Origin of the sequence: Bradyrhizobium sp. NBAIM08, from assembly GCF_020193935.1 — a bacterium.
In the GTDB taxonomy this organism is placed as follows: Bacteria; Pseudomonadota; Alphaproteobacteria; order Rhizobiales; family Xanthobacteraceae; genus Bradyrhizobium; species Bradyrhizobium yuanmingense.
The window spans coordinates 474,019-496,848 of record NZ_JADYVR010000001.1; the positions used below are offsets into that span (position 1 = coordinate 474,019).

The 22,830-nt window shown below is 64.7% G+C and carries 21 protein-coding genes; 8 read left to right on the plus strand and 13 right to left on the minus strand.

The window, feature by feature from the left end; genetic code table 11:
• Positions 1–68 precede the first annotated feature (68 nt).
• A complete protein-coding gene (locus tag I6F37_RS02265) occupies positions 69–707 on the plus strand; it encodes an HAD family hydrolase (protein ID WP_225148399.1) in 639 nt (212 codons plus the stop codon).
• On the opposite strand, the gene I6F37_RS02270 is transcribed toward I6F37_RS02265, so the two are convergent.
• Both I6F37_RS02270 and I6F37_RS02275 read right to left on the minus strand, forming a co-directional pair.
• Complete coding sequence (locus I6F37_RS02270; RefSeq protein WP_225150150.1) at positions 704–1,744, minus strand: phenylacetaldoxime dehydratase family protein; 1,041 nt, start codon at positions 1,742–1,744, stop codon at positions 704–706. The two genes, I6F37_RS02265 and I6F37_RS02270, sit on opposite strands and share 4 nt — an antisense overlap.
• A 28-nt stretch (positions 1,745–1,772) precedes the next feature.
• Positions 1,773–2,789 (minus strand): carbon-nitrogen hydrolase family protein, encoded by a 1,017-nt coding sequence (locus I6F37_RS02275; protein WP_225150152.1) that lies wholly within the window; start codon positions 2,787–2,789, stop codon positions 1,773–1,775.
• 194 nt (positions 2,790–2,983) lie between these two features.
• Here I6F37_RS02275 and I6F37_RS02280 point away from each other — a divergent pair, with 194 nt between their 5' ends.
• The 4 genes from I6F37_RS02280 (at position 2,984) to I6F37_RS02295 (ending at position 7,241) form a co-directional block, all read left to right on the plus strand.
• On the plus strand, positions 2,984–3,940 hold the full coding sequence (locus tag I6F37_RS02280; protein ID WP_036015180.1) for a helix-turn-helix domain-containing protein: 957 nt from the start codon (positions 2,984–2,986) through the stop codon (positions 3,938–3,940).
• 149 nt (positions 3,941–4,089) lie between these two features.
• On the plus strand, positions 4,090–5,115 hold the full coding sequence (locus tag I6F37_RS02285; RefSeq protein ID WP_036015181.1) for an aldo/keto reductase: 1,026 nt from the start codon (positions 4,090–4,092) through the stop codon (positions 5,113–5,115).
• 131 nt (positions 5,116–5,246) lie between these two features.
• The gene (locus tag I6F37_RS02290; protein ID WP_051057186.1) at positions 5,247–6,668 is read left to right on the plus strand and encodes an MFS transporter; all 1,422 of its coding nucleotides are present in this window, start codon (positions 5,247–5,249) and stop codon (positions 6,666–6,668) included.
• 123 nt (positions 6,669–6,791) lie between these two features.
• On the plus strand, positions 6,792–7,241 hold the full coding sequence (locus I6F37_RS02295) for a PEGA domain-containing protein (protein WP_036025610.1): 450 nt from the start codon (positions 6,792–6,794) through the stop codon (positions 7,239–7,241).
• 77 nt (positions 7,242–7,318) lie between these two features.
• Here I6F37_RS02295 and clpA read toward each other — a convergent pair whose 3' ends face one another.
• Positions 7,319–9,727, minus strand: coding sequence for an ATP-dependent Clp protease ATP-binding subunit ClpA (clpA, locus tag I6F37_RS02300; RefSeq protein WP_057029801.1), 2,409 nt, complete (start codon positions 9,725–9,727; stop codon positions 7,319–7,321).
• 286 nt (positions 9,728–10,013) lie between these two features.
• On the minus strand, positions 10,014–10,346 hold the full coding sequence (gene clpS, locus I6F37_RS02305) for an ATP-dependent Clp protease adapter ClpS (protein WP_036015195.1): 333 nt from the start codon (positions 10,344–10,346) through the stop codon (positions 10,014–10,016).
• Between the two features lie 478 nt (positions 10,347–10,824).
• Between clpS and I6F37_RS02310 the strand changes: the two genes are divergently transcribed.
• Positions 10,825–12,186: a TadE/TadG family type IV pilus assembly protein gene (locus I6F37_RS02310; RefSeq protein ID WP_074448011.1), complete on the plus strand. Its 1,362-nt coding sequence runs from the start codon at positions 10,825–10,827 to the stop codon at positions 12,184–12,186.
• A 73-nt stretch (positions 12,187–12,259) separates the two neighbouring features.
• Here the strand turns inward: I6F37_RS02310 and I6F37_RS02315 are convergent, their stop codons facing one another.
• Positions 12,260–12,598 (minus strand): phasin family protein, encoded by a 339-nt coding sequence (locus tag I6F37_RS02315; RefSeq protein ID WP_028135884.1) that lies wholly within the window; start codon positions 12,596–12,598, stop codon positions 12,260–12,262.
• Positions 12,599–12,985: 387 nt separating this feature from the next.
• Between I6F37_RS02315 and I6F37_RS02320 the strand changes: the two genes are divergently transcribed.
• Complete coding sequence (locus I6F37_RS02320) at positions 12,986–14,836, plus strand: D-alanyl-D-alanine carboxypeptidase (RefSeq protein ID WP_225150154.1); 1,851 nt, start codon at positions 12,986–12,988, stop codon at positions 14,834–14,836.
• A 233-nt stretch (positions 14,837–15,069) separates the two neighbouring features.
• Here the strand turns inward: I6F37_RS02320 and I6F37_RS02325 are convergent, their stop codons facing one another.
• The 4 genes from I6F37_RS02325 to I6F37_RS02340 form a co-directional block, all read right to left on the minus strand.
• Positions 15,070–15,795 carry a DnaJ domain-containing protein gene (locus tag I6F37_RS02325; protein WP_225150156.1) on the minus strand — a complete coding sequence of 242 codons (726 nt, stop codon included), beginning with the start codon at positions 15,793–15,795 and terminating at the stop codon, positions 15,070–15,072.
• A 70-nt stretch (positions 15,796–15,865) separates the two neighbouring features.
• Positions 15,866–16,615 (minus strand): hypothetical protein, encoded by a 750-nt coding sequence (locus I6F37_RS02330; protein ID WP_036015211.1) that lies wholly within the window; start codon positions 16,613–16,615, stop codon positions 15,866–15,868.
• Positions 16,616–16,759: 144 nt separating this feature from the next.
• Entirely contained in the window at positions 16,760–17,620 is an 861-nt protein-coding gene (locus I6F37_RS02335; RefSeq protein WP_036015213.1) for an alpha/beta fold hydrolase, read from the minus strand.
• Positions 17,621–17,963: 343 nt separating this feature from the next.
• Positions 17,964–18,887, minus strand: a complete 924-nt coding sequence (locus I6F37_RS02340; RefSeq protein WP_036015216.1) for a division plane positioning ATPase MipZ — start codon at positions 18,885–18,887, stop codon at positions 17,964–17,966.
• 281 nt (positions 18,888–19,168) lie between these two features.
• On the opposite strand from I6F37_RS02340, the gene panC reads away from it, so the two are divergent.
• The gene (gene panC / locus I6F37_RS02345) at positions 19,169–20,020 is read left to right on the plus strand and encodes a pantoate--beta-alanine ligase (protein WP_036015217.1); all 852 of its coding nucleotides are present in this window, start codon (positions 19,169–19,171) and stop codon (positions 20,018–20,020) included.
• Here panC and I6F37_RS02350 read toward each other — a convergent pair.
• The 4 genes from I6F37_RS02350 to I6F37_RS02365 all read right to left on the minus strand — a co-directional run bounded on the left by I6F37_RS02350 (position 20,017) and on the right by I6F37_RS02365 (position 22,799).
• Positions 20,017–20,457 (minus strand): DUF1489 family protein, encoded by a 441-nt coding sequence (locus I6F37_RS02350; protein WP_036015220.1) that lies wholly within the window; start codon positions 20,455–20,457, stop codon positions 20,017–20,019. The two genes, panC and I6F37_RS02350, sit on opposite strands and share 4 nt — an antisense overlap.
• Positions 20,458–20,499: 42 nt before the next feature.
• Positions 20,500–21,501, minus strand: coding sequence for a hypothetical protein (locus I6F37_RS02355; protein ID WP_036025621.1), 1,002 nt, complete (start codon positions 21,499–21,501; stop codon positions 20,500–20,502).
• Between the two features lie 156 nt (positions 21,502–21,657).
• On the minus strand, positions 21,658–21,861 hold the full coding sequence (locus I6F37_RS02360) for a hypothetical protein (protein ID WP_085969273.1): 204 nt from the start codon (positions 21,859–21,861) through the stop codon (positions 21,658–21,660).
• Positions 21,862–22,136: 275 nt separating this feature from the next.
• Complete coding sequence (locus I6F37_RS02365) at positions 22,137–22,799, minus strand: glutathione S-transferase family protein (protein ID WP_225150157.1); 663 nt, start codon at positions 22,797–22,799, stop codon at positions 22,137–22,139.
• Positions 22,800–22,830: the final 31 nt, after the last annotated feature.

Here is a 22,830-nt window from a genome sequence, read left to right on the forward strand (position 1 = left end):
AATCGGACCTTGACTTGGAACCAGAGCCAACTAGCAACAGACGGCAGTATCAACACCGGTCATGCCCGATGGTGACAATCTTTTTTGATCTCGACGGCACGCTGACGAACCCGAAGCCCGGGATCACCCGCTCGATCCAATATGCGCTGGAACGGCTCGGCGTTCCCGTGCCGAGCGAGGACGAACTGACCTGGTGCATCGGCCCTCCGCTGCTTGCCAGCCTTCGCAAGCTCACCGGAGCCGATGAGCTCGCCGACCGAGCACTGCTGCTCTATCGCGAGCGCTTTAGCGATATCGGCCTGTTCGAGAACGAGGCTTACAGCGGAATTACGGACACGTTATCTTCGCTCGCAGCGACACGTCAGCGCATGTTCGTGGCGACCAGCAAGCCCGCCGTCTACGCCAGCCGCATCGTCGATCATTTCGGCCTGAAGCCGTATTTCGAACGCGTGTTCGGCTCCGAGCTCGACGGCACGCGTGTCGACAAGCGCGACCTGCTTCGCTACGCGCTCGACGAGACCAGCGTCGATGCGAACAGCGCGCTCATGATCGGCGACCGCAGCCACGACGTGGTCGGCGCCCGCACCAACGGCATGACCGCCATCGGCGTGCTCTACGGCTATGGCAGCGAAAGCGAGCTGCGGGAGGCCGGCGCGCATCACATCTGCGCGGCACATCCCGAGCTGCTCGGCCATTGTGTCGCTTAGGTGCTGACAGTTTCGACCGCCGCTAGCATGCCTGTCTTCGGGTGACAGTTCAGATATTCGAAGAACTGTTCGTCGGCGGCCGCCACCGTCACTTCGTGATAGAGCCGCAGCTTGGCTGACGGCCCGAGCGTCGACAGATATTTCATGGCCGCGCCGAAGATCCTGACATGGGTCGGATGCGACTCCGCCCAGCGTTCGAGCGCGGCGAGGCTCTTCCACCAGCTCTGCCCGTAGGATTTTTCGCTCGCGCTTCCGTCGGCCGCCAGCACCTGCATGTAGCGGTTGGCATAGCAGCCAATCGCGAGGCCATCATCGCGCAGAAAGTCCATGCCTTCGCGTAGCACCGGTTCGACGTCGTCGAGATAGAGCTTTCGCTCGGATCCTTCCGTATCGCTCCAGTCCTGCCCGGACCGGATCAGGCAGAGATTATCGTGCGCCACGACTCTCAGCCGCGGGCCGTCGCAAATCAGCTCAGGCGCGCCACCAGGCGCCATCGCATCAGTCTGCGACAGCGGGATACGGTCGCGCATCCCGCCCCAATAGGCGTGCTCCTGCACCTCGCCGCTCATGCCCTCCGCAACGACGGCGACACCTTCCGGCCGATCGGGCGAGGAGAACAGCGTCTCGTGACGGGCCACAATAGGACGCAGCACCTCGACGAAGGTACCGATGCCTTCGCGTTGCCGCCCGGTCCACATCTCGCGAGCCTGCGCGAACCAGGCATCAAAGCGTGCGAGATCGTCCCAATAAGCGACCGTGACAACATTCTCGCTGCCGGACTGATCTCTATAGCTTGCCCGGTCCCAATGCGACGGACCGCCATCCATTGCGAACAGTCCTGCGAGTTCTTTCAACGCGTCAATTGCTGCCTCCGGTGCCGCACCGCCATACTGAACACCGAAATAGGCCATCACGACCCGGCTGACCGAAGGCTTGTAGCGCGCCACGAAGGACGGATATGGCGGCTGGTAATCGTCCGGCACGCGCTTGTGGCGCGTGCGTGGCGTTTCGAGATGCGCAGGAATTGCGGATTCCATAGCGATGCCCTCCCCGTGATCGCCGCGTTCAGCTTGCCGCCGCCGCAATGTCCATAGGCTCGACAGTGTCGACCGGCAGCGCGAACTGCTCGACCCGCTGGTACCGCTTCTTGTTGAGCAGCAGCCGTGTGACGTCGGGCCGCGAATAATGTCCGGCGGGATCGGCAGCATTCTTGGCAACGCCAATGGCGGCGAGATCGATCTCGGCGATCAGCAGGCCCTCCTGATCGGGCGCCAGCTTCTCCCCGATCTGACTGCCGTCGGGGCCGTAGATGGCCGCAAAGCCGCCGCCCGCATGCAGCAGCGCATTCTTGTCCGGCCGATCGCAGAGCTCGTCGATCATGGCCTGCGAGACGGTGGCGCAAGGCGCGAGCACGAAGCAGGAGCCTTCCACCGCATAGACGCGCGAAGCCGCGTTGTTGACCTCGGCCCCTAATGCCGGCGCGAAGGGATCGTAGAGCGAGAAGCTCGGCCAGGCCGCGACATGGACCTGCTCGTTCTGAGCGTACATCGCGTATTTCGACAGCGGCTGCAGATGCTCCCAGCAGCACAGGGCGCCGAGCCGGCCGATGTCGGGCCGCACATGCACGGCGAGGTCGCTGCCGTCGCCTTCGCCATAGACCGTGCGCTCGGCATGGGTCGGCCGCAGCTTGCGGCGCTTTGCGATGGTCTCGCCATCAGGGCCGATCAGCCATTGCGCGAGGTAGAGGCTGCCGCCGTCGCGCTCGGACAGGCCGACCACGGCGGTGAGCCTTGCCTTGCGCACGGCCTCGCGCAGGCGTTCGGCCTGCGAGCTGTCATAGGACAGCGAATTGTCGAAATAGCGCTGCACGAAGCCCCGCCCGATCGCCCAGGCCGGGGAGTCCAGCCAGATGTGCCAGGGGTAGCCGGGGATGAAAGCTTCAGGAAAGGCGATCAGCTTGGCGCCCTTTTCCGCGGCCTCCCCGATCAGCGCGATCGACTTGTCGATCGAGGCGTCGAGATCGAGCCAGGCCGGTGCCGCCTGCACCACCGCAACCTTGTATTTCGGATGTTCGATGCCCATTGCCGCCTCCATTGCCGGTTGATCGCAAGCCACGTCCGATGCAGTCTATTTGGCCAAGCTGGGCGGCCAGGCGCTCGACCACGGCGGAACAAAAACTCGACTGGAAGGGATCGCCCGGTACGGAATTTGCCTCCGGTCAGGCTCGATCTGCGCCAACATGCGGTTTTGCAGGATGTGAAAGGGAGGCTGTCCTGATGCCAATCCAGTTCACGACAGACGGCAGTCCCGGCTACCGGCGGCTCGCGCTCTGGCAGGACATCGTCTGCGACGTCTTCGTCGGGCTCGACTGCAAGTCCGACCTCGGCAGCGCCTTTCATGGCTCGGTCACGCAGGCCTCGCTCGGCAAGGCCGTGTGCTCCGAGGTCTGCTCGGACCGCCAGCACGTCTTCCGCACACCGTCGCGCATCGCGCGCTCGGATCAGGGTTTCGTCCTAGTCGCACTCGGCAATCGCGGCAACGGTGGCGTTGTACAGGACGGCCGCGAGACCGTGATCCACCCCGGCGAGTTCGCGCTCTACGACACGACGCGCCCGTACGAGCTGAAGTTCAACGACAGATTTACGCAGACCATCTTCAAGGTCCCACGCGAGATGCTGCAGCGGCGGCTCGGCGGCACCGAGACGCTGACAGCAATGTCATTTGGCGCCGACGCACCGCTGGAGCGGCTCGCCTATGATTTCATTGTCCGGCTCTGCCAAAATGCGGATAGCTTGGCTCTGGATACGGCTACGGCGCTGTCGGAGCAGGCAGTTGATCTGCTTGCGATGGCATTGAGCGAGCGGCTCGGCAAGTCATCGCTGCCGTCCTCGACCCACCGCTCGGCCCTGCTCTACCGAGTGAAGGCGCACATCCGCGCGCACCTCGCCGATCCCGATCTCTCGGTCGCTGAAACCGCAGCCGCGCTCGGCATCTCGCCGCGCTATGTCAACGATCTTCTCGCAGACGAGGACACCTCCTTCCAGCGTCATGTCCTTGCCGAACGCCTCGCCCGATGTCGGAGGGATCTCGCCTCGCCTCTGCTCGCCCATCGCCACATCAGCGAGATCGCCTTCGCCTGGGGCTTCAACGACCTCTCGCATTTCGGCCGCGTCTTCCGCGAGCATTTCGGGATGTCGCCGCGCGACTTCCGGCAGAGCCAGTTGCGGCATTGAGGTGCATTCCAGTCGGCTGTCATCTGCACGATCAGGTCATGCCGAGCAGGGCCGGTATGTGAGCAGGTGATAGGACACGGCGCCTGCTTGCAGTATCTTCCGCCGCCAAGGCCGCCACGATCATCAGCGGCCAGCCGAGGAGCAGATCGATGGAATACCGACGCTTGGGCCGGTCCGGCCTTATGGTGCCTGCCTTGAGCCTGGGAACGGGCACGTTCGGCGGCGTCGGCCGCCTTGCGGCATGGGGCACGACGGACGCGACCGAGGCGCGGCGCCTTCTGGACATCTGCCTCGAGGCCGGCGTGTCGATGTTCGATACGGCCAATGTCTATTCGCTCGGCGAGTCCGAGCGGGTGCTCGGTGAGGCCATCAAGGGTCGCCGGGACAAGGTCCTGATCTCGACCAAGGCGACCTTCCGCTTTGGCGACGGTCCCAACGATATCGGCTCGTCGCGTGAGCACCTGCTCAAAGCCATCGACGGTTCGTTGAGCCGGCTCGGCACCGATTATATCGATCTTTTCCAGCTCCACGGCTTCGACGCCTTCACGCCGTCCGAAGAGGTGCTCTCGACTCTCGACGTGCTCGTTCGCGCCGGCAAGATCCGCTATGTCGGCGTCTCGAATTTCTCGGGCTGGCACCTGATGAAGTCGCTCGGCGTCGCCGACAAGCACGGTTTTCCGCGTTACGTCGCCAACCAGACCTACTATTCCCTGATCGGGCGCGACTACGAATGGGAGTTGATGCCGCTCGGCCTCGACCAGGGGTTGGGCGCCGTGGTCTGGTCGCCGCTCGGCTGGGGGCGCCTCACCGGAAAGATCCGCCGCGGTCAGCCGAAACCGGAAGTCAGCCGCCTGCCCAAGACGGCCGAATTCGGACCGCCCGTCTCGGACGAGCACGTCTACCGTGTCGTCGATGCGATCGACGAGATCGCGAAGGAGACCGGCAAGAGCGTCTCGCAGATCGCGCTGAACTGGCTGCTGCAGCGTCCGACGGTCTCGACGCTGATCATCGGCGCACGCAACGAGACCCAGCTGCGCGAAAATCTCGGCGCGGTTGGCTGGTCCTTGACCAAGGACCAGGTCGCAAAGCTCGATGCCGCGAGCACGGTGACGCTGCCCTATCCCTACTGGCACCAGCGCGTGACCTTCAGCGACCGCAATCCACCGGCGGTGTAGGACAGCTGCATCAAGCGCGCTGGGTAAGCCGGCGCGCTGGCGGCCGGTTCCGGAACTATCGCGGCCCTGCCCTGTTGGCGCAATACTTGGCATGTGGCCGAGTCCGATTCGCCAACGATACGCCGCTCACGATGTCGACAGTCACCATTGAGCATGCCGACGGCCTGCCGCAGCCGCAACGCAATCAGGCGGTGCTGACCATTGCGCTCGGCATCGTGATGGCGGTGGTCGACAGCACCATCGTCAATGTGGCGCTGCCGACGATCGCGGCCGATCTCGATGCGACCCCGGCCTTGTCGATCTGGATCGTCAGCGGCTACCAGCTCGCGATCACGATCTCGCTGCTGCCGCTGGCTTCGCTCGGCGAGATCGTCGGCTATCGCCGCGTCTATCTGGTCGGGTTGGCGCTGTTCACGCTGGCCTCGGCCTTCTGTGCGCTGGCCCACACGCTGCCGCTGCTGACGATCGCGCGCATCCTCCAGGGCTTTGGCGCGGCCGGCATCATGAGCGTCAACGCCGCGCTGGTGCGTTTCACCTATCCGCGCAGCCTGCTCGGCCGCGGCATCGGGCTCAACGCGCTCGTCGTCGCCTTCTCGGCCGCGATCGGCCCGACACTCGCCGCCGGCATCCTCGCGGTCGGAAGCTGGCCCTGGTTGTTCGCGATCAACGTGCCGCTCGGCGTGGTGACGCTGGTGCTGGGCCTGCGCAGCCTGCCGCACACCAAGCCCGCGAGCCGCTCCTTCGACTGGCAGAGTGCGGGGCTGTCGGCGATCACGTTCGGCGTCGGCATCGCGGCGGTCGACAACGTCGGTCATGGCGAGGCCGCGATCACCTGTCTCGTGCAGTTTGCCATCGCGATCGCCGCGGGTGCGCTGCTGATCTATCGCGAGACTCACATGACCTCGCCACTCTTGCCAATCGACCTGCTGCGCATCCCCGTGTTCGCGCTGTCGATTGCGACCTCGATCGCATCGTTCTGCGGGCAGATGCTGGCCTTCGTCGCGATCCCCTTCTATCTCCAGAGCCGCTTCGGCTATTCGGCCGTGCATATGGGCCTGTTGATCACGCCATGGCCGATCGCATTGGCGTTTGCGGCCCCTCTCGCCGGCCGCCTGGTCGAGCATTATCCGGCCGGCCTGCTCGGCGGTATTGGGCTCACGCTATTCGCCTGCGGCCTTGGCGCGCTGGCCTTCCTGCCGGCGACGCCAACGCCGCTCGACGTGATCTGGCGGATGGCGCTCGCCGGCGCCGGCTTCGGTCTGTTCCAGACCCCCAATAACCGCACCATGATCGCAGCCGCCCCGCGCGAGCGCGCCGGCGGCGCCAGCGGCATGCTGGGGACGGCGCGCCTGCTCGGCCAGACCACCGGAGCGGCGCTGGTGGCGCTGTTGCTCGGACGGTATCCGCTTGAGGGGACCAGGCTGGCGCTCCTTGTCGGCGTTGGATTTGCGCTGTGCGGCGCGATGCTGAGCATGCTGCGGCTTTCCACAGCCGGCGCGCGCGGTGCCGAGCACGTCCGCGTGCAGGACGATCAGCGCCTGCGGGGTGAATAGCCGGACCCGACCCGGTTCGCGCGTAGTCGTGCACAACCTCCGCGTGGCTTAACTATTCGGAGCAATGGCCTATTGCCCTCCCGCCCCGGTTGCGCATAGTGGCGGTGGGACAAGGGGCATTTCATGCGTTCATTTGGAATTGTGGCGCTCAGCGTCATGCTGGGCGGCTGCGCGTCGGTCACGCGCGGTACGACGGAGAATATCAGCATTTCATCGACACCATCAGGCGTGGAAGCCGTCGTCAGCGGAATGGACGTTCCGACCACCTGCACGACCCCTTGCTCCGTGGTCGTCAAGCGGAACGCCGACATCTCGATCACCTTCCAGAAGGAAGGCTATCAGCCGCAAATCGTTCCGCTCAGCCGGGACGTCCAGACGGGCGGAGCCGCGGGTTTTGCGGGCAATCTCCTGTTGGGCGGTATCGTCGGCATGGGCGTCGACGCAGCGACCGGAGCCGCGACCGATCACAAGCCGAATCCGGTCATCGTGACGATGCAGCCGTCGGTCCCGCACGCAGCACCGCGCGCACCGAGAAAGCCGCGGCCGCCGCGCGAACCGCAGGCCGGAACGTAAGGCCTCCTCGCGCAGACATCGGTGCAAACAAAAAGGCCGGCTTTGCAGCCGGCCTTTTCGATTTCATCACGTGCCGATCAAACCTTGACCAGCGGCCCCTTGGAGGTCGGCCCCTTCGAGCCGCCGGGGCCACCCGGCTTGGATTTGCCCGGCGGGCGCTTGCGGGTGCCGGGCAGCTTCTCCTGCTTCGGCGTGACCGGGCCCTCGACGAATTCGAAGCCGATCTTCTCCTTGGTCTCGTCGGCCTCGTCCTTGACGAGCACGACGCGAACGTGGCCGCCGCTCTTCAGCTTGCCGAACAGCACCTCGTCGGCCAGCGGCTTCTTGATGTGCTCCTGGATCACGCGCGCCATGGGACGTGCGCCCATCTGCTCGTCGTAGCCGTGCTGGACCAGCCAGGCCTTCGCCGGCTCGGACAGCTCGATGGTCACATCGCGGTCGCCGAGCTGCGCCTCGAGCTGAAGCACGAACTTCTCGACCACGGTGCCGATCACCTCGACGCTGAGATGGCCGAACGAGACGATGGCATCGAGACGGTTGCGGAATTCCGGCGCGAACTGCCGGTTGATCGCCTCGTGATCGTCGCCTTCCCGCTTCGACCGGGTGAAGCCGAACGCCTGCTTGGCGAGATCCGCCGCGCCGGCATTCGTGGTCATGATCAGGATCACGTTGCGGAAGTTGACCTGCTTGCCGTTGTGGTCGGTGAGCCGGCCGTGGTCCATGATCTGGAGGAGCACGTTGTAGAGGTCGGGATGCGCCTTCTCGATTTCGTCGAGCAGCACCACGCAATGCGGATGCTGGTCGACGCCGTCGGTGAGCAGGCCGCCCTGGTCGAAGCCGACATAGCCGGGAGGCGCGCCGATCAGGCGCGACACGGTGTGCCGCTCCATGTACTCGGACATGTCGAACCGCAGCAGCTCGACGCCGAGCGTCGCCGCGAGTTGCTTGGCGACCTCGGTCTTGCCGACGCCGGTGGGGCCAGAGAACAGATAACAGCCGATCGGCTTCTCCGGCTCGCGCAGGCCGGCACGCGCCAGCTTGATCGAGGCGGCGAGCGATTCGATCGCCTTGTCCTGCCCGAACACGGTGCGCTTCAAGGTCTGCTCGAGATGCTTGAGCACCTCGGCGTCGTCCTTCGACACGCTCTTCGGCGGGATCCGAGCCATCGAGGCGATCGTGGTCTCGATCTCCTTGATGCCGATGGTCTTCTTGCGCTTGTTCTCGGCGACCAGCATCTGCGCCGCGCCGGACTCGTCGATCACGTCGATCGCCTTGTCGGGCAGCTTGCGGTCGTGGATGTAGCGCGATGAGAGCTGCACCGCCGCCTCGATCGCCTCATTGGTGTACTTCAGCCGGTGATAGTCCTCGAAGTACGGCTTGAGGCCCTTGAGGATCGCGATGGCGTCCTCGACCGTCGGCTCGTTGATGTCGATCTTCTGGAAGCGCCGCACCAGCGCGCGGTCCTTCTCGAAGTGCTGGCGATATTCCTTGTAGGTGGTCGAGCCCATGCAGCGGATCGTGCCCGAGGCGAGCGCGGGCTTGAGCAGGTTCGAGGCATCCATCGCCCCGCCCGACGTCGCGCCCGCACCGATCACGGTGTGGATCTCGTCGATGAACAGGATGGCGTTGGGATGCGCCTCGAGCTCCTTGAGCACCTGCTTCAGGCGCTCCTCGAAGTCGCCCCGATAGCGCGTGCCGGCAAGCAGCGTGCCCATGTCCAGCGAGAACACGGTGGCCGCCGCCAGCACCTCCGGCACTTCGCTGTCGACGATGCGCTTGGCGAGCCCTTCTGCGATCGCGGTCTTGCCGACGCCGGCTTCACCGACGAACAGCGGGTTGTTCTTCTGCCGGCGGCACAGCACCTGGATCGCGCGGTTGATTTCGGAATTGCGTCCAATCACCGGATCGATCTTGCCGTCGCGCGCCTTCTTGTTGAGGTTGACGCAATAGGTCTCGAGCGCCTCGCCCTTCTTCTTGGCGTCCTCGTTGCCCTTGGTCTCGGTCTCCTCGTCGACGCCGCGCACCGGCCGCGCCTCGGAGACGCCCGGCCGCTTGGCAATGCCGTGGCTGATGTAGTTGACGGCGTCGTAACGCGTCATGTCCTGCTCCTGCAGGAAATACGCGGCATGGCTCTCGCGTTCGGCGAAGATTGCGATCAACACGTTGGCGCCGGTCACCTCTTCGCGACCGGACGACTGCACATGGATCACCGCGCGCTGGATCACGCGCTGGAAACCGGCGGTCGGCTTGGCGTCGTCGGCGCCATCCGTCACCAGGTTCTCGAATTCGGTCTCAAGGTAGTTGACGAGGCTCGTACGGAGCTTGTCGAGATCGACGCTACAGGCGCGCATGACCGCGGCTGCATCGGAGTCGTCGATCAAGGAGAGCAAGAGATGCTCAAGCGTCGCGTATTGGTGATGACGCTCATTTGCGATCGCCAGCGCACGATGCAGGGATTGTTCAAGGCTTTGGGAAAAAGTCGGCATTCGCGTCCTCTATGGCCCCCACCATCATGATCGTCATCGCCCGGTCAGGCAACAACAACCTTTGTCACATATAGTTATACAAGACCGCGGCGAAAGACCGGTTCCGCGACTCGGCGGCGACACACTTGCGGTATTTTCGATGCAAAACCCGTTCCGATTTGGGCGGGATCGGCGCCGACGCAGAATTCCGTAGTTCTGCCGGCTGCAGCCCACCGCGCGCAGCCGCAACGCGACAATCACACTGCGGCTTGTACAAGAGCCGGCTTCAAACGCGCCGCAAGCCGTCTTACTTCTTTTCCATCACGCACTGCAGCGGGTGCTGGTGCTTGCGGGCGAAATCCATCACCTGCGTCACCTTGGTCTCGGCGATCTCATAGGTGAACACGCCGCACTCGCCGATCCCGTGATGATGGACGTGCAGCATGATCTTGGTCGCGGCTTCGATGTCCTTGTTGAAGAACTTCTCCAGCACGTGAACGACGAACTCCATCGGCGTGTAGTCGTCGTTGAGGATCAGCACGCGATACAGGTTGGGCCGCTTGGTCTTGGGCTTGACCTTGGTGATGACCGACGTGCTCGGACCCGAGGGAGTACCCGAACGGTTGTCGTCATTGCTCATGCGAGGCGCGTCGGCAGCGGCTGGCGCGGACAGATCGAGGCTGGAAGTCAATTGCAGCATGGCACAGGCGTTCAAATTCCCCACGGAAGCGAATGGCGGTCACCGCGCGACCCCGCCCTTCGGAGCCTGGCGCAGGCGCACCGCCTTGGATCGCCGCTCCCGGCAAATGCGGTCGAGGCCGGATCGCTCGCCAGCAATATGGCCCTGCCCCCGGCCCGCCGCAAGCACGCGGGGGTTCAGCCCATGCGGTCGCAGCAGTCCCGATTCCCGGTCGGGGCGATCCTGATCAGGTTAATCAATCCGGAGCGATTTGACAAAAATTTCCGCCCGGCACGTTTAGAACGTGTTGACCAGGAACCCGGCCGTTAACCCGGCCGCGACGGTTTTCCGCAAAACGCTCCGTTTTTCTACGGTCCAATTTACCTGCCATTCAATGGCATGGCGCGAAATCGGGCAAAACACAGATTTCGGGATCGTCATGTCTGGTCTGCCCCTCGTCAGCCGCCTTGGTCGACAACTCGCCCGTTTCGCAGCGGCCGAGCAAGGCAATATCGCAGTGATCTTCGCCATTGCGCTCGTTCCAGTGCTGAGCTTCGTCGGCGCGGCGATCGACTATAGCCGCGCGGCCCAGGCGCGCACCGCGATGCAGTCGGCCCTCGATTCCACCGCGCTGATGCTGTCACGGGACCTGTCCGCCGGCACCATCTCGACGTCTCAGATCTCCACCAAGGCCCAATCCTATTTCAACGCCCTGTTCACGGACACCAAGACCCTGCCCTCGGTCAGCGTCGGCGCCACCTACAACGCGAGCACCAGTATCGGCTCGACGATCCAGCTGACCGGAACCGGCACCTACACAACGAGCTTCATGAAGATCGCCGGCTTCCCGACCCTCGACGTCGGCACCTCATCCACCAGCGCCTGGGGCCTGACGCGCATGCGCGTGGCCCTGGTGCTCGACGTCACGGGATCGATGGCGTACGACGACAAGATGCCGGCGATGAAAACGGCCGCGAAGAACCTGGTCGACCAGCTCAGCGCGCTCGCGAAGACCAACGGCGACGTCTACATCTCGATCGTGCCGTTCGCCAAGGACGTCAACGTCGGCAGCAGCAACTACACGAAGAGCTGGATCGACTGGTCCGACTGGGAGGCCGTGAACGGGACCTGTAGCAACACATCCTACACGAGACAGTGGACCTGCGTTAACAACGGCAAGATTTGGACACCGAGGAACCACAACACGTGGAACGGGTGCGTCACCGATCGTGACCAGGACTATGACACCAAGAACACGACTCCAGTGAGCAGCAATTCGGCTACGCTTTTCCCGGCCGAGCAATATTCCTACTGCAACTCCAGCAATTCGGCCTACATCCAGCCGGTCATGCCGCTCAGTTACGATTGGACCTCGCTCAAATCTCTGATCGACAAGCTGGTTCCGACCGGCAACACCAACCAGGGCATCGGCCTTGCCTGGGGCTGGATGACGCTGTCGATGGGCGACCCCATGAATGCCCCGGCCAAGGACACGAACTACACCTACAAGGATGCGATCGTCCTGCTCTCCGACGGTCTCAACACGCAAAACCGCTGGTACAGCGGTGCTTCGCAGATCGACGCTCGCCAGAAGGTCCTCTGCGACAACGCCAAGGCCCAGCCCAACAACATCACGATCTATACGGTGCAGGTGAACACCGGCGGCGATCCGACCTCGAGCGTGCTGCAATATTGCGCCAGCGGCAGCGACAAGTTCTATCTGGTCACTTCGGCGAGCCAGACGGTCTCGGTGTTCAAGGATATCGGCACTTCGCTGTCGAAGCTGCGCGTCGCACGCTGACGGTCGCATCGCTCCCCAACAAAAAGCCCGGCTGGTTCAGCCGGGCTTTTCGATTCCAGGATGTCTCGAGACGTTACTGAGCGGCCGGGGTGAACTTCGACACGATGGTCTCGACCGGCTTGAACGCCTGCTTGGCGAGGTCGCTGTAGAGGCCGGCGATCTTCTGCGATTCCGCGACGAAGGTTTCGTAGGCGGAACGGGCAAAATCGGTCTGCGCTTCCATCGCCTTGTCCAGCGACTTCACGCCGGAAAGCTTCTCGACGAAGGACTTGGTGTCTTCGAACGACTTCTTCGTGTAGTCGCCATAGGCGCTGGCGATCGCCTGGAGGCCGTGCTGCACCGAGGTCGCGGAGGCAACGCACTGCTCGAACTGCTCTTTCCCGTAGCTCTGGAAGTCTTCAACCTTGAACATTTCGGAATCCTTTTCCCTGGCTCGCGTCGGGAAGCCCCGGCTCCCTGACTCCGCCCAAAATTAGTGCAACGCACAACAAAGTCAAGAATCTTGTGCGACGCACAAATCCGGCGCAAATCGCAGAGATTCCCGGGGTTTCCCGCAAGGGTTCCTTAAGCTTTTGGAAACCGGGCCACCCTACCTTGATTCCCTAGACGTGGTCACTTCCGCGAGCGGCCAAAAGCCGTTTGAGAACATCACCTTAGCCAGAACAGCGGCTCGGGTCCAACGTCCCCCGCGGCCAACAACCAGCGGAGGGACAGCCTGAGCAGGTAATGATCCCGGGTCCGTCGGGCACAATTTCGCCTCACGAGCCGGTGATCAAGTCAGAAACGGGGACGGGGTTCCATGCTTCGTAAAAACTTGTCTGCCTCGCGCTGGGCGCGGGTTGGCGTTTTCGGGCTTCTTACGGTCACCACCGCAGTCATCTTCACCGTCGACGCAGCCGAGGCGCGGCGCCATCGTCGACATTATGCGCACCACAGGGTGCAGCACGACGTGTCCGAGAGCTCCAGCTCGAAATTCGCGTCCATCATCATCGACGGCAATTCCGGCGCAGTGCTCCAGGCGACGAGCCCTGACGCGATCCGCCATCCGGCCTCGCTGACCAAGATCATGACGCTCTATCTGCTGTTCGAGCGCCTCGAATCCGGCAAGATGAAGCTCGACACCGAAATGCCGGTATCCAAGCACGCCGCCGACCAGGATCCGACCAAGCTGAATCTGCGTGCCGGCCAGACCATCCGCGTCGAGGACGCGATCAAGGGCCTCGTCACCCGTTCGGCCAACGACGCATCCGTGGTGATCGCGGAAGCGATCGCCGGTGACGAGGACGACTTCGCCCGGATGATGACGCGCAAGGCGCGCTCGCTCGGCATGTCCAGGACGGTCTACCGCAATGCCAACGGCCTGCCCAACGACGAGCAGGTCACGACCGCGCGCGACCAGGCCACGCTGGGTCGCGCCATTCAGGAGCGCTTCCCCCGCTATTATCGCTATTTCGCGACCTCGACGTTCAACTGGCGCGGACAGTCGATCCGCAACCACAATCGCCTGCTCGGCAGCGTCGAAGGCGTGGACGGCATCAAGACGGGCTACACCCGCGCCTCCGGCTTCAACCTCGTCAGCTCGATCCGCCGCGGCAACCGCCACCTGATCGGCGTGGTGCTCGGCGGCCGCAGCGGTGGATCGCGCGACGCCATCATGCGCAACCTGCTCGCCGAGAACATCGAAAAGGGTGCGACCGTCCGCACCGTCGCCGCGGTCACGGAGCGCAACGTCGCTGAAGCCAACACCGATGTCGCCGATGCCTCGGATACGCCGGCACGGCCCGTCCTGCCGGTCCAGGCAGCGGCGGCCCCCGCTCCCGAAGCCGCCCCGTCGCGCCTCGCCGCGCGTCTGTCGACGCTGGCCGCAGCGACTGCGGCGATGCCGCCCGCTCACTCCAAACCCGAGGCTCGGCCGACGGAGTCCAAGGTGGAGCCGGCGCCGCTCACCAATGGCGTAATCTCGAGCCAGCCGCTCTCCATCATCCCCGGCTCGTCCGAGCCGATGAAGCCGGTTCGGGTCAAGACCGTTCAGGTCAAGGCCGGCGCCGTGAAGGTCGCCTCTGCAGCTCCGGCCCAGGGTGGTGTCCATGTCGTTGCGCCGCCGGTCACCAGCACCGTCCCGCACCGCTCCGACGTCGCGGAAACCTCCGGTGCCGTCGTCGCCAGGGCAGATCTCATCAACAAGCCGGAGGCGGTGAGCCAGCCCGAAGTGCCGAAGGCCGAGATGGCCCGCACCGAACTGCCGCGGCAGCCGGCGGGCTTCGGTACCGGCAACGGCATCCTTGGCGTGCTGCCGGCCGCAACCCCCGCCGCACCGGCTCCCGCCGCACCCAAGCTCGCCTCGGCCGACCCGGCGCCGCAGCCGATCCAGATGAGCGCCACCACCAAGCCCGCCGTCATCCACAGCGGCTGGATCGTCCAGGTCGGTGCGCTCGAGAGCGAGAACGAAGCTCAGCAGCGCATCGACGCGGCCCGCAACTCGGCCCGCGGCCTGCTCAGCAAGGCGGACCCGTTCACCGAGCCCGTCGTCGCCAAGGATAATCGCAAGCTTTACCGCGCCCGCTTCGCCGGGCTCGAGCGCGATCAGGCCGAAGCCGTCTGCCGCACCTTGAAACGTGCCGAGATCTCCTGCATCACCGTTCGCAACTGATTTTCTTCTCCGCTCCAGACCAAATGCCCGCGCCTTGCGCGGGCATTTTCGTTTTGGTGAGGCGGTGATGCGCAGGCTGTTCCGGACAAGGCTGTTCCACGACAACCTCTCGTCAAGGATTTACGGTTAAAACTTTGCTCAAGGGGATCGACCACGCCGACAAGGGGCGGGCGACGGCAGACAGAGCAAACGGAGCTCACGCGGTACGGGCGTTTGTAGCGTTGGTGCCGGAGTTAGCCGTTATGCGTGCGAAGCAGAGTATCCTTGGCCTCGTTTACCCGGGCAGCGAGATACGTCGAGCCCCCCTGGTCGGGATGGAGTTTCTTCATCAGGGATTTGTGGGCCCGGCTGATGTCGTCGCGCCCCGCTCCCGGCTGCAAGCCAAGGATCTGATAGGCTTCCTCCGCCGTCATTTTGCTGCTCGCCGCCGTGCGGCGCTGCCGCCCTGCCGTATCGCCCTGCGCGTTCTGACGCCAAGCGGGAAACCGGCGGTCCAGATAGCTTTCAAGTAGGGCCACGCTCTCGGCGTCGAACGTCGAGACCATCGCGAGCAAGCCGGCGAGATCGAATTCGTCGAGATTGCGCCCGGCATGAGGCCCCGCAACGATCTGGCCAGAAAGCTGGCCGGAATCGTGGTCGAGCCGCATGTCCAGGAATTGCGAGCGCACCCGCGAGGCCTGCCCGAACGGGCGCGTCGCACCGCCGCCGAACAGCCCGCCGACATTGCCGAAGCCGGCATTCGCGAGTGGTGTCCAGCCGAGCAGGCCCGCGCCGAAAATTCCGAGCGGGATCGCAACCGCCAGCTCGCCGCGCAAGCCGGTGAAGGCCGCAACCACCAGCGCCAGCACGCCGCCGCCGAACTTGAGGGTGCGCGCCAGCACCGCTGGATTGGCGGACCGGAACATCTGGAGCAGCAGGTACAGCGTGATAACGGCGACAGCGCCGGCGATCAGGGTCATGGCCGGAATATAGTCGTGCTGTTGTCAAAAAGCATGGCGCCCAGCGCCGCAAGCCGCACGGGCCGGGCTGCTATTTCATCTGGCTGATCAGCTTCGCCGCGCCACTCACGCTTCCAGCCAGCTTCAACAGCGCCTCACGTCCACCCGCGGCATAGGCCGCAGCTGCCCGCAACAGCTCGCGCAGCTGCGCTGCCGCACCGGGATCGAACCGGCACCAGGCACCGCCAGTCAGCCGCGCCATCTCGCGGAAGGCCTGTTCGGCGACCGCGTCATGGCCCTCCTGAAAGACGAATACGGGCACCTTGAGCATGCCGAGCTCGCCGGCCTTGGCGCAGAGCTCGTCGATGTCTTCCTCCATGGCATCGCCGACGAAGACCACGGCCCGCACGCCGGATGCTACTGCCTCGCGCCTGGCCTCGCTCAGGACCTTGCCGATCTGGGTATCGCCGCCGCGGCAATCGATCTTGCTCATCAGCGTCGCCAGCCTGGCGCTGTCGGAAATCCAAGCCGTGGCTCGGCACTCGTTGAGGCCGCGATAATAGACCAGCCGGATGTCGAGACTGCCGAGCGCTGCGGTCTCGCGAAACATGTCGGCCTGGAGCGCGCAGGCCAAGTCCCAGGTCGGCTGCCGGCTCATGGTCGCATCCAGCGCGAAGATCAGCCGCCCCCTTGCGCCCGGGGCATGCGGCGAGAGGGTCCGCGCCTTGGCAACGAACGCGGCGATGTCTTCCGAGGTCGAGGTTTGCGCTTGCGGCAGCACGCCGTCTGCTCGCGCCGAGACGGCATCGCGGCCGCGCGGTTTGATGGGTTCGCCCGACATCGCAGCTACACCTTGCGTCAGCAGCTAATGTGGTCAGCGCATGCGGCCCGGTCAATGCGCAAAGCCTCCGCGGGCGGGCGCCGGCGGAGGCTTCGACGATTGGTGCAGCCTTGCGACGACGTCAGCTCGGTAAGCTCTTGGACGTCAGCTCTTGGCAGGAGCCATCAGGGCGACCGGGCCCGGCTCCAGGATCTTGGGTGGGGCGGACTGCGTGTCGACCGGTGCGATCTCGCTGTCGGTCGCGCTCAGGAACTTGTCGAGCATGCTCTGGATCGAGCTTTTCGCCACATCCGGACCGGTATCGCGCATGTCGTTGTGCTGGAACTCGGTCTTCACGACCTGAATGCCTGCCTGCTCGCATTCCTCGTCGGTTGGAATCACGCCGGCGTCGGCCTTGAACTGCGGATCCTGGGAGCGGAACGACAGGATCTTGAACTTGCCCGCGGTAACGAAGGGCACGCGCAGATTGTCGAGGGTGACGACCTTCTTGACCTCATCCGGATACTGCTTGGCGAAGTACATGGTGATGTCGCCGCCCATGGAATGGCCGACCATCGTAACCTTGTCGTAATCGGCGTTGGGCTGAACCTTCTTCATCTCGTGCACGGCGAGATGGATGTTGGCGACGCCGCGCAGGATCTGCGGCAGCCGGCCGACATAGAGCTCGCCGGGCTTGGTGACCATCGGAGGATCAGTCGGCAGATCGTGCTGCGGGCTCATGACCATGTAGCCGCGCGCAGCGAAGATGTTGGCGAGGAAGCCGTATTCGGTGTTCTTGACGGTGTTGCCGTGATTGATCACCGCGACGGGCAGCTTGATCATGCCGGCATTGGCCTGCATTTCCTTGTCGCGGCGCACCGCGATGGAAACAGGCACCGGACGGTTATCGCGCGAGGCATCGTAGAATGTGATGGTCTCGTGCTTGATCGCCCACTTGCTCGCCGTGAAATAGGCGATGCCGCAGAGGGCACTGACCGAAACCAGAACGGCAATTCCACGCTTCATTTTCGTCCTCAGCCTCAGGCCTAAGCGGCCTGAATCCCTGTTGAAAATCGTGTTCTCCGGGGCTCTTCGTCCCCTTGTCGCCTATTCCCTAATATATGTCACAGCAGCGTGACAGGAAGGCTAAATGTTGTGAATCGGCAGCCCTTTCATTGTGCGTTGCACTCGTTCGGTGAGCACCCCATTCTCATACCGCTACGTGAGGGTGCTGGTCCCTATTCGACGCAACCGGTCTTGATCGGGTTCGACTCGCGGTAAACGCAGGGTGAAAACGCGCGCGGCGCAGTCCCGGTTCCCGCGCCAGCCGAAGGCCCGGATCGGCCGGGAGTAGGGTTATACCGCGAGGTCAGGCGCCGAGGATATCGTGGACCTCGAGCGGCTTGTCGACTTGGCTGAACCACTCGGCCCGGTTAGCCGCGCGGCGGCGGCCGCGCTCGTCGAGCGGGAGCTTGAGCTGGCGGAGCAGGCTCGTCACCTCCTCCCGCGCAGTGAGATGGCCGAGATTGGGCCGCATGCCGAGCGTGGCCTCGTCGATATCGTCCAGGGCGGTCAGGCCGCGTGGGAAGAATTCGCGGTACACGACGCGCTCGGCGAAGCCGTCGACGTAGCGGAAGCCGAGCCGCAGCGACAGATCCTTCAGGCCCTCGGCGACGAGCTGCTTGTTGCGCGAGCCGAGCATGGAAAGGCGGTTGCGCACGACGATCCAGTCTGTGGTTGCGCCGTCGAGCTGGCGTCGCTTGCGCCTGACGTCACGCACCATCTCGGCGTAGTGGCTCTCGCCCGTCACTGCGTAAGTCGCGGGATCGACGGTGCCGAGCACGTCGAAATCGAGGAAGCTGTCGTTGATCGGCGTGACCAGGGTGTCGGCCATCGAATGCGCGAGCCGCATCAGATAGCTGTCGGTGCCGGGCGTATCGATGACGATGAAGTCGAAGCTGCTCTCGACCGCGGAGACGGCTTCCATGAACTGCTGGAACTCGGAATTCTCGTTCTCGGCAATCTGCATGGTCTCGCCGAGCTTGATGCAGCGATGCACCGGAAGCTCGAGGTCGAGCTTGGTACGTTGCGCCCAGGCGGACCGGTTGCCGATGTAGCGCGTGAAGCTCTGCTGGCGACAATCGAGGTCGATGGTGGCGACGCGCTGGCCGGCCTTCAGAAGTGCAACGGCGATGTGCAAGGCCGTGGTCGATTTGCCGGAGCCGCCCTTCTCGTTGCCGAGCACGACCACGTGCGCCGAGCCGGATTGGCCTTGGCTAGCCTGCACAAGCATGGCGATCCTCAACACCCCTTGCGAATATCTTCGAGTTGACCGCGTCAGCGGTCAAGTGAAATGCGTGACAGGAAATGCAAATTGCAACGCGCCGTTCTCACGATGTGTCGCGGCGCCGTCTTTCGTCTGTGATCCAGCCCACAATGTCGCGACGTTCTACGCCGCCTTGCGCGGGATGCTGTGCCGCATCCGGATGCATGGCGTCCACGATCTCCGCTTGTTAAGGTTAGCCGCCGGGCGCGACGCCCGCACCTGCGCCGCTTCCCAATCGTCGAGTCCCGATGTCAGCAAGCCCATTGATCGCCCGCACGGTCCCCGCCCTGCGACGCGCCGTCGACAATCTCCGCAAGCGAAAGGCCACGATCGCACTGGTCCCGACCATGGGGGCCCTCCATGACGGGCATGTGTCGCTGGTTCGCCTCGCCAAGCGGCGCGCCAGCCGCGTCGTGGTGTCGATCTTCGTCAACCCGACCCAGTTCGCTCCGACCGAAGATTTCGGCGCCTATCCGCGCACCTGGAAGGCCGACATCGCCAAGCTCGCGGCCGAGGACGTCGATATCGTCTGGCACCCGAGCGTCGCGGCCATGTATCCGGAGGGGTTTGCCACCCGCATCGCGCCGGAGGGGCCGGCGCTCGCCGGCCTCGAGGACCGCTTCCGCCCGCACTTCTTCGGCGGTGTCGCCACGGTCGTCGGCAAGCTGTTCACGCAAGTCCGGCCGGATGTCGCGATCTTCGGCGAAAAGGATTTCCAGCAATTGCGCGTGGTGACGCAGATGGCGCGCGACCTCGACCTCGGTGTCAAGGTGATCGGCTCCCGCACCGTGCGCGAGCGCGACGGACTCGCGATGTCCTCGCGCAACGTCTACCTCTCGCCCGAGGAGCGCCAGACCGCCATTGTCCTCTACCGCGCCATGAGAGAGAGCGCCGGGCGCATCCGTGCCGGCGATTCGATCGCGCCGGCGATGGCCGGCGGTGCAGACATGGTCAAGGCGGCCGGCTTGGTGCTCGACTATTACGAGGTCCGCCATGCCGAGACGCTGGCACCGGTCACCTCGCGCAAGGACGGCCCCTTGCGGATCCTGGTCGCAGCCAAGCTCGGCACCACCCGGCTGATCGACAATATGGCTGTTTAGAGCAGTCCGAGGTCACGCAGCTCGCGCCGCATCGGCTCCGGCATCGCCGCAATCGAGCCGGCCGCTGACTTGCCGAGATCGGCCGGCACGGAATCGTCGGTCAGATAGCGCCAGCCCTGGAACGGGCGCATCGGCCGCGGCGAGACCGAGATCACTTTCGGCTGCATCACGATCCGGCAGCGCCCGATGCCGTCCTTGTCGCGGAACGGCTCGATGCCGATGATCTTTTCGCGCGCGGCGATCTCGCCCTTGATCACCCAGTAGAGCGAGCCGCCGGCGAGGATCTCGGCGTCGCGCTTGGGCACCATGCGCGTGATGTGGATGTGATGTTGCGGCAGACCCTTCTTCTTGGCGGTCTGCATCCGTTCGGCCACCCACTCCTTCAATTCCTTGACGGAGTCGCAGCCGACGGCGAGCTTGATCAGATGGAGTGGCATGCCCAAGCATTAGCCGGGCAACCCAGCATTTGGAATGCCGATCTACTCGTTATCCGCAGGCGCGGGCGCGGCGGTCGAGGCCGGCGGCGGCGCGAGCGGAACCGGCGCCGCAGGCGCACGCGCAGCCTTTTGGGGCGGCGGCTTCTTCGCAGCCGGCGGGCTCGATGCCGGAGGCGCTGCGGCCTGTGCGGAGGCCGCGGCCGGCGCACGCGGTGCTGCCGCCGCATTTGCGGCCGGCGCGGCCTGGCGCGTCGCCGCCGTGGGCTCCGGATTCATGATGCTCACCGGCGGCGTCGAGGACGCGCTCGGGAACTCGGCATTGGTCGGCCTGCCCGTCGGCATTGACGGCGGCAGCCCGGCGAGCGCGGCGTTGGCGGGCATCGCCGCTGCGGCTGCTGCGGGCGCGTTCCAGGTCGGCGCATAGCGCGCGACCAGGGTCTCGTAGAGATGGGAGTCCATGTTGGCGGCAACCTGCTGCTGGTCGGTCAGCGAGCGGAACGCGGCGCAATCGAACTGCGTGCAGCCGTCACGCGCCACCAGCACATGTGCAACGAGACCGTAACGATCCCGCTCGAGCGACTTGCGCAGCACCTTCATGTCGAGGGTCAGGCTCTTCTCCGCCGTGGCGACATCGCCGAGCGCGGTCAGGCGGTCGATCCTGGCGGCGGTGTAGGAGACCGCCGCGGCCGCAGCGTCAGGCGCGCCGAACAGCGCCTTCTCGCAGCCGGCGCCAACGGCATCGCCGGCGAGATCGTCGAGACAGGACAGCGCAGGCAGACTCGCGCTCACCACAGCTTGCGCGCGCGCCTCGGCCGGAGCGGACGGCGCGTCCGGTCCATAGAGACGCACCGTGGCTGCGCCGGCGATCGCGATGGATAGCAGGGTAATGACGGTCAGCGCGCCGTTCGCGACCGATCTGTCGGCGCGCAACAGCGTGATCAGCAGAATCAATCCGAAGAATCCGGCAGCCGCCAGCGTCATCCAAATCGGGAAGGCCGGCGAGAGCCAGATTTGGTCGAGCGAAGTGGCCCATGCCCAGTTCATGCGCGACGTCCCCTCACGCGAGCAAAGAGCGGATGGTCAAGCGAGCACCGCGAGTCGGCAACTGCCCCCGCCCACCCTTGTGAAGGTGAAGCGGGCCTTTTGACGGCGGCAGAGTACAATTCCCGGGAGGCGCCTATGCACTGACGGCGTCGGCCTTCAGGAGAGCGCGAGCTGGCTTTCCTTGGCGACGCGCTCGAAGGCTTCGGTCGAGCTTTTGATCCGATACTGGCAGTCGTCGCCTTCGGTCGGGAGCAGACGGATGACCTCATACGCGCCGCTCGCAGCCGGACGCGCGACATTGCTGGCCGTGAATAGGACGCGCGTTCCCACGGGGAATTTGTGCTTCAACACCCTCTCCATTACTCAAACAGCGCCCGCCTCGCCCAGTGTCCCACTGCGAGGGCCGGCCGGAAACCCGGGCGGCTGTATAGCACGCGTCCGATGCTTTTGGCCAGCGCCATGCCGGCATGGCCCGCGCACAATTTTTGCAGTTATTTCAGGATGATAACGGGACAGCCGGTGGGGCGATGGTACCGGCGGAGCTGCTTATTCCGCCGACCTGTCGCAGGCCTGTCGCACCCTCCTCCCGATCGGCTGGCGTCCCCGCCTCCGGCCGGCGCCGGTCGGACTGCCGCTCAGGCGTCCTCGAACTTGGCGATGACGAGCGTTTCGGCCAGTCCATCCCGGGTCCATTCCTGGAACGCCGGCAGCGCCATCATGGTCTCCATGTAGGCCCTGGTGTCCGGCGCCACCTCGATCGCATAGGTGCGGAAGCGGTGCACGACGGGGGCATACATGGCGTCCGCCGCACCGAAGCGGCCGAACAGGAACGGTCCCTGTGCGCCATAGCGGGTGCGGCACTCGCGCCAGATCTCCTCGATGCGCGCGATGTTCGCCTTGGCATCCGCCGACAGCGCCACGGCGCGGATCGGCCGGTGCAGGTTCATGCCGCATTCGTTGCGCAGCGCCACAAAGCTGGAATGCATTTCGGCGCATACCGACCTGGCATGCGCGCGCGCGGCGACGTCGTCAGGCCAGAGCTTCGCTTCCGGATAGCGCTCGGCGACGTACTCGATGATGGCAAGCGAATCCCACACGGTGACGTCGCCGTCGACCAGCACGGGCACCTTGCCGGCGCGGCTGAAGGACAGGATCTGCGCCTTGTCGGCGGGATCGTCGGTGTAGAGCGGGATCAGCGTCTCCACGAACGGGATGTCGTTGGCGCGGAGCGCGAGCCAGGGCCGCATCGACCATGACGAGTAGTTCTTGTTGCCGATCGCGAGTTTCAGCGCAGCCATGTCACTGGTCCTTCGTTGAGTCCTGCAGTTG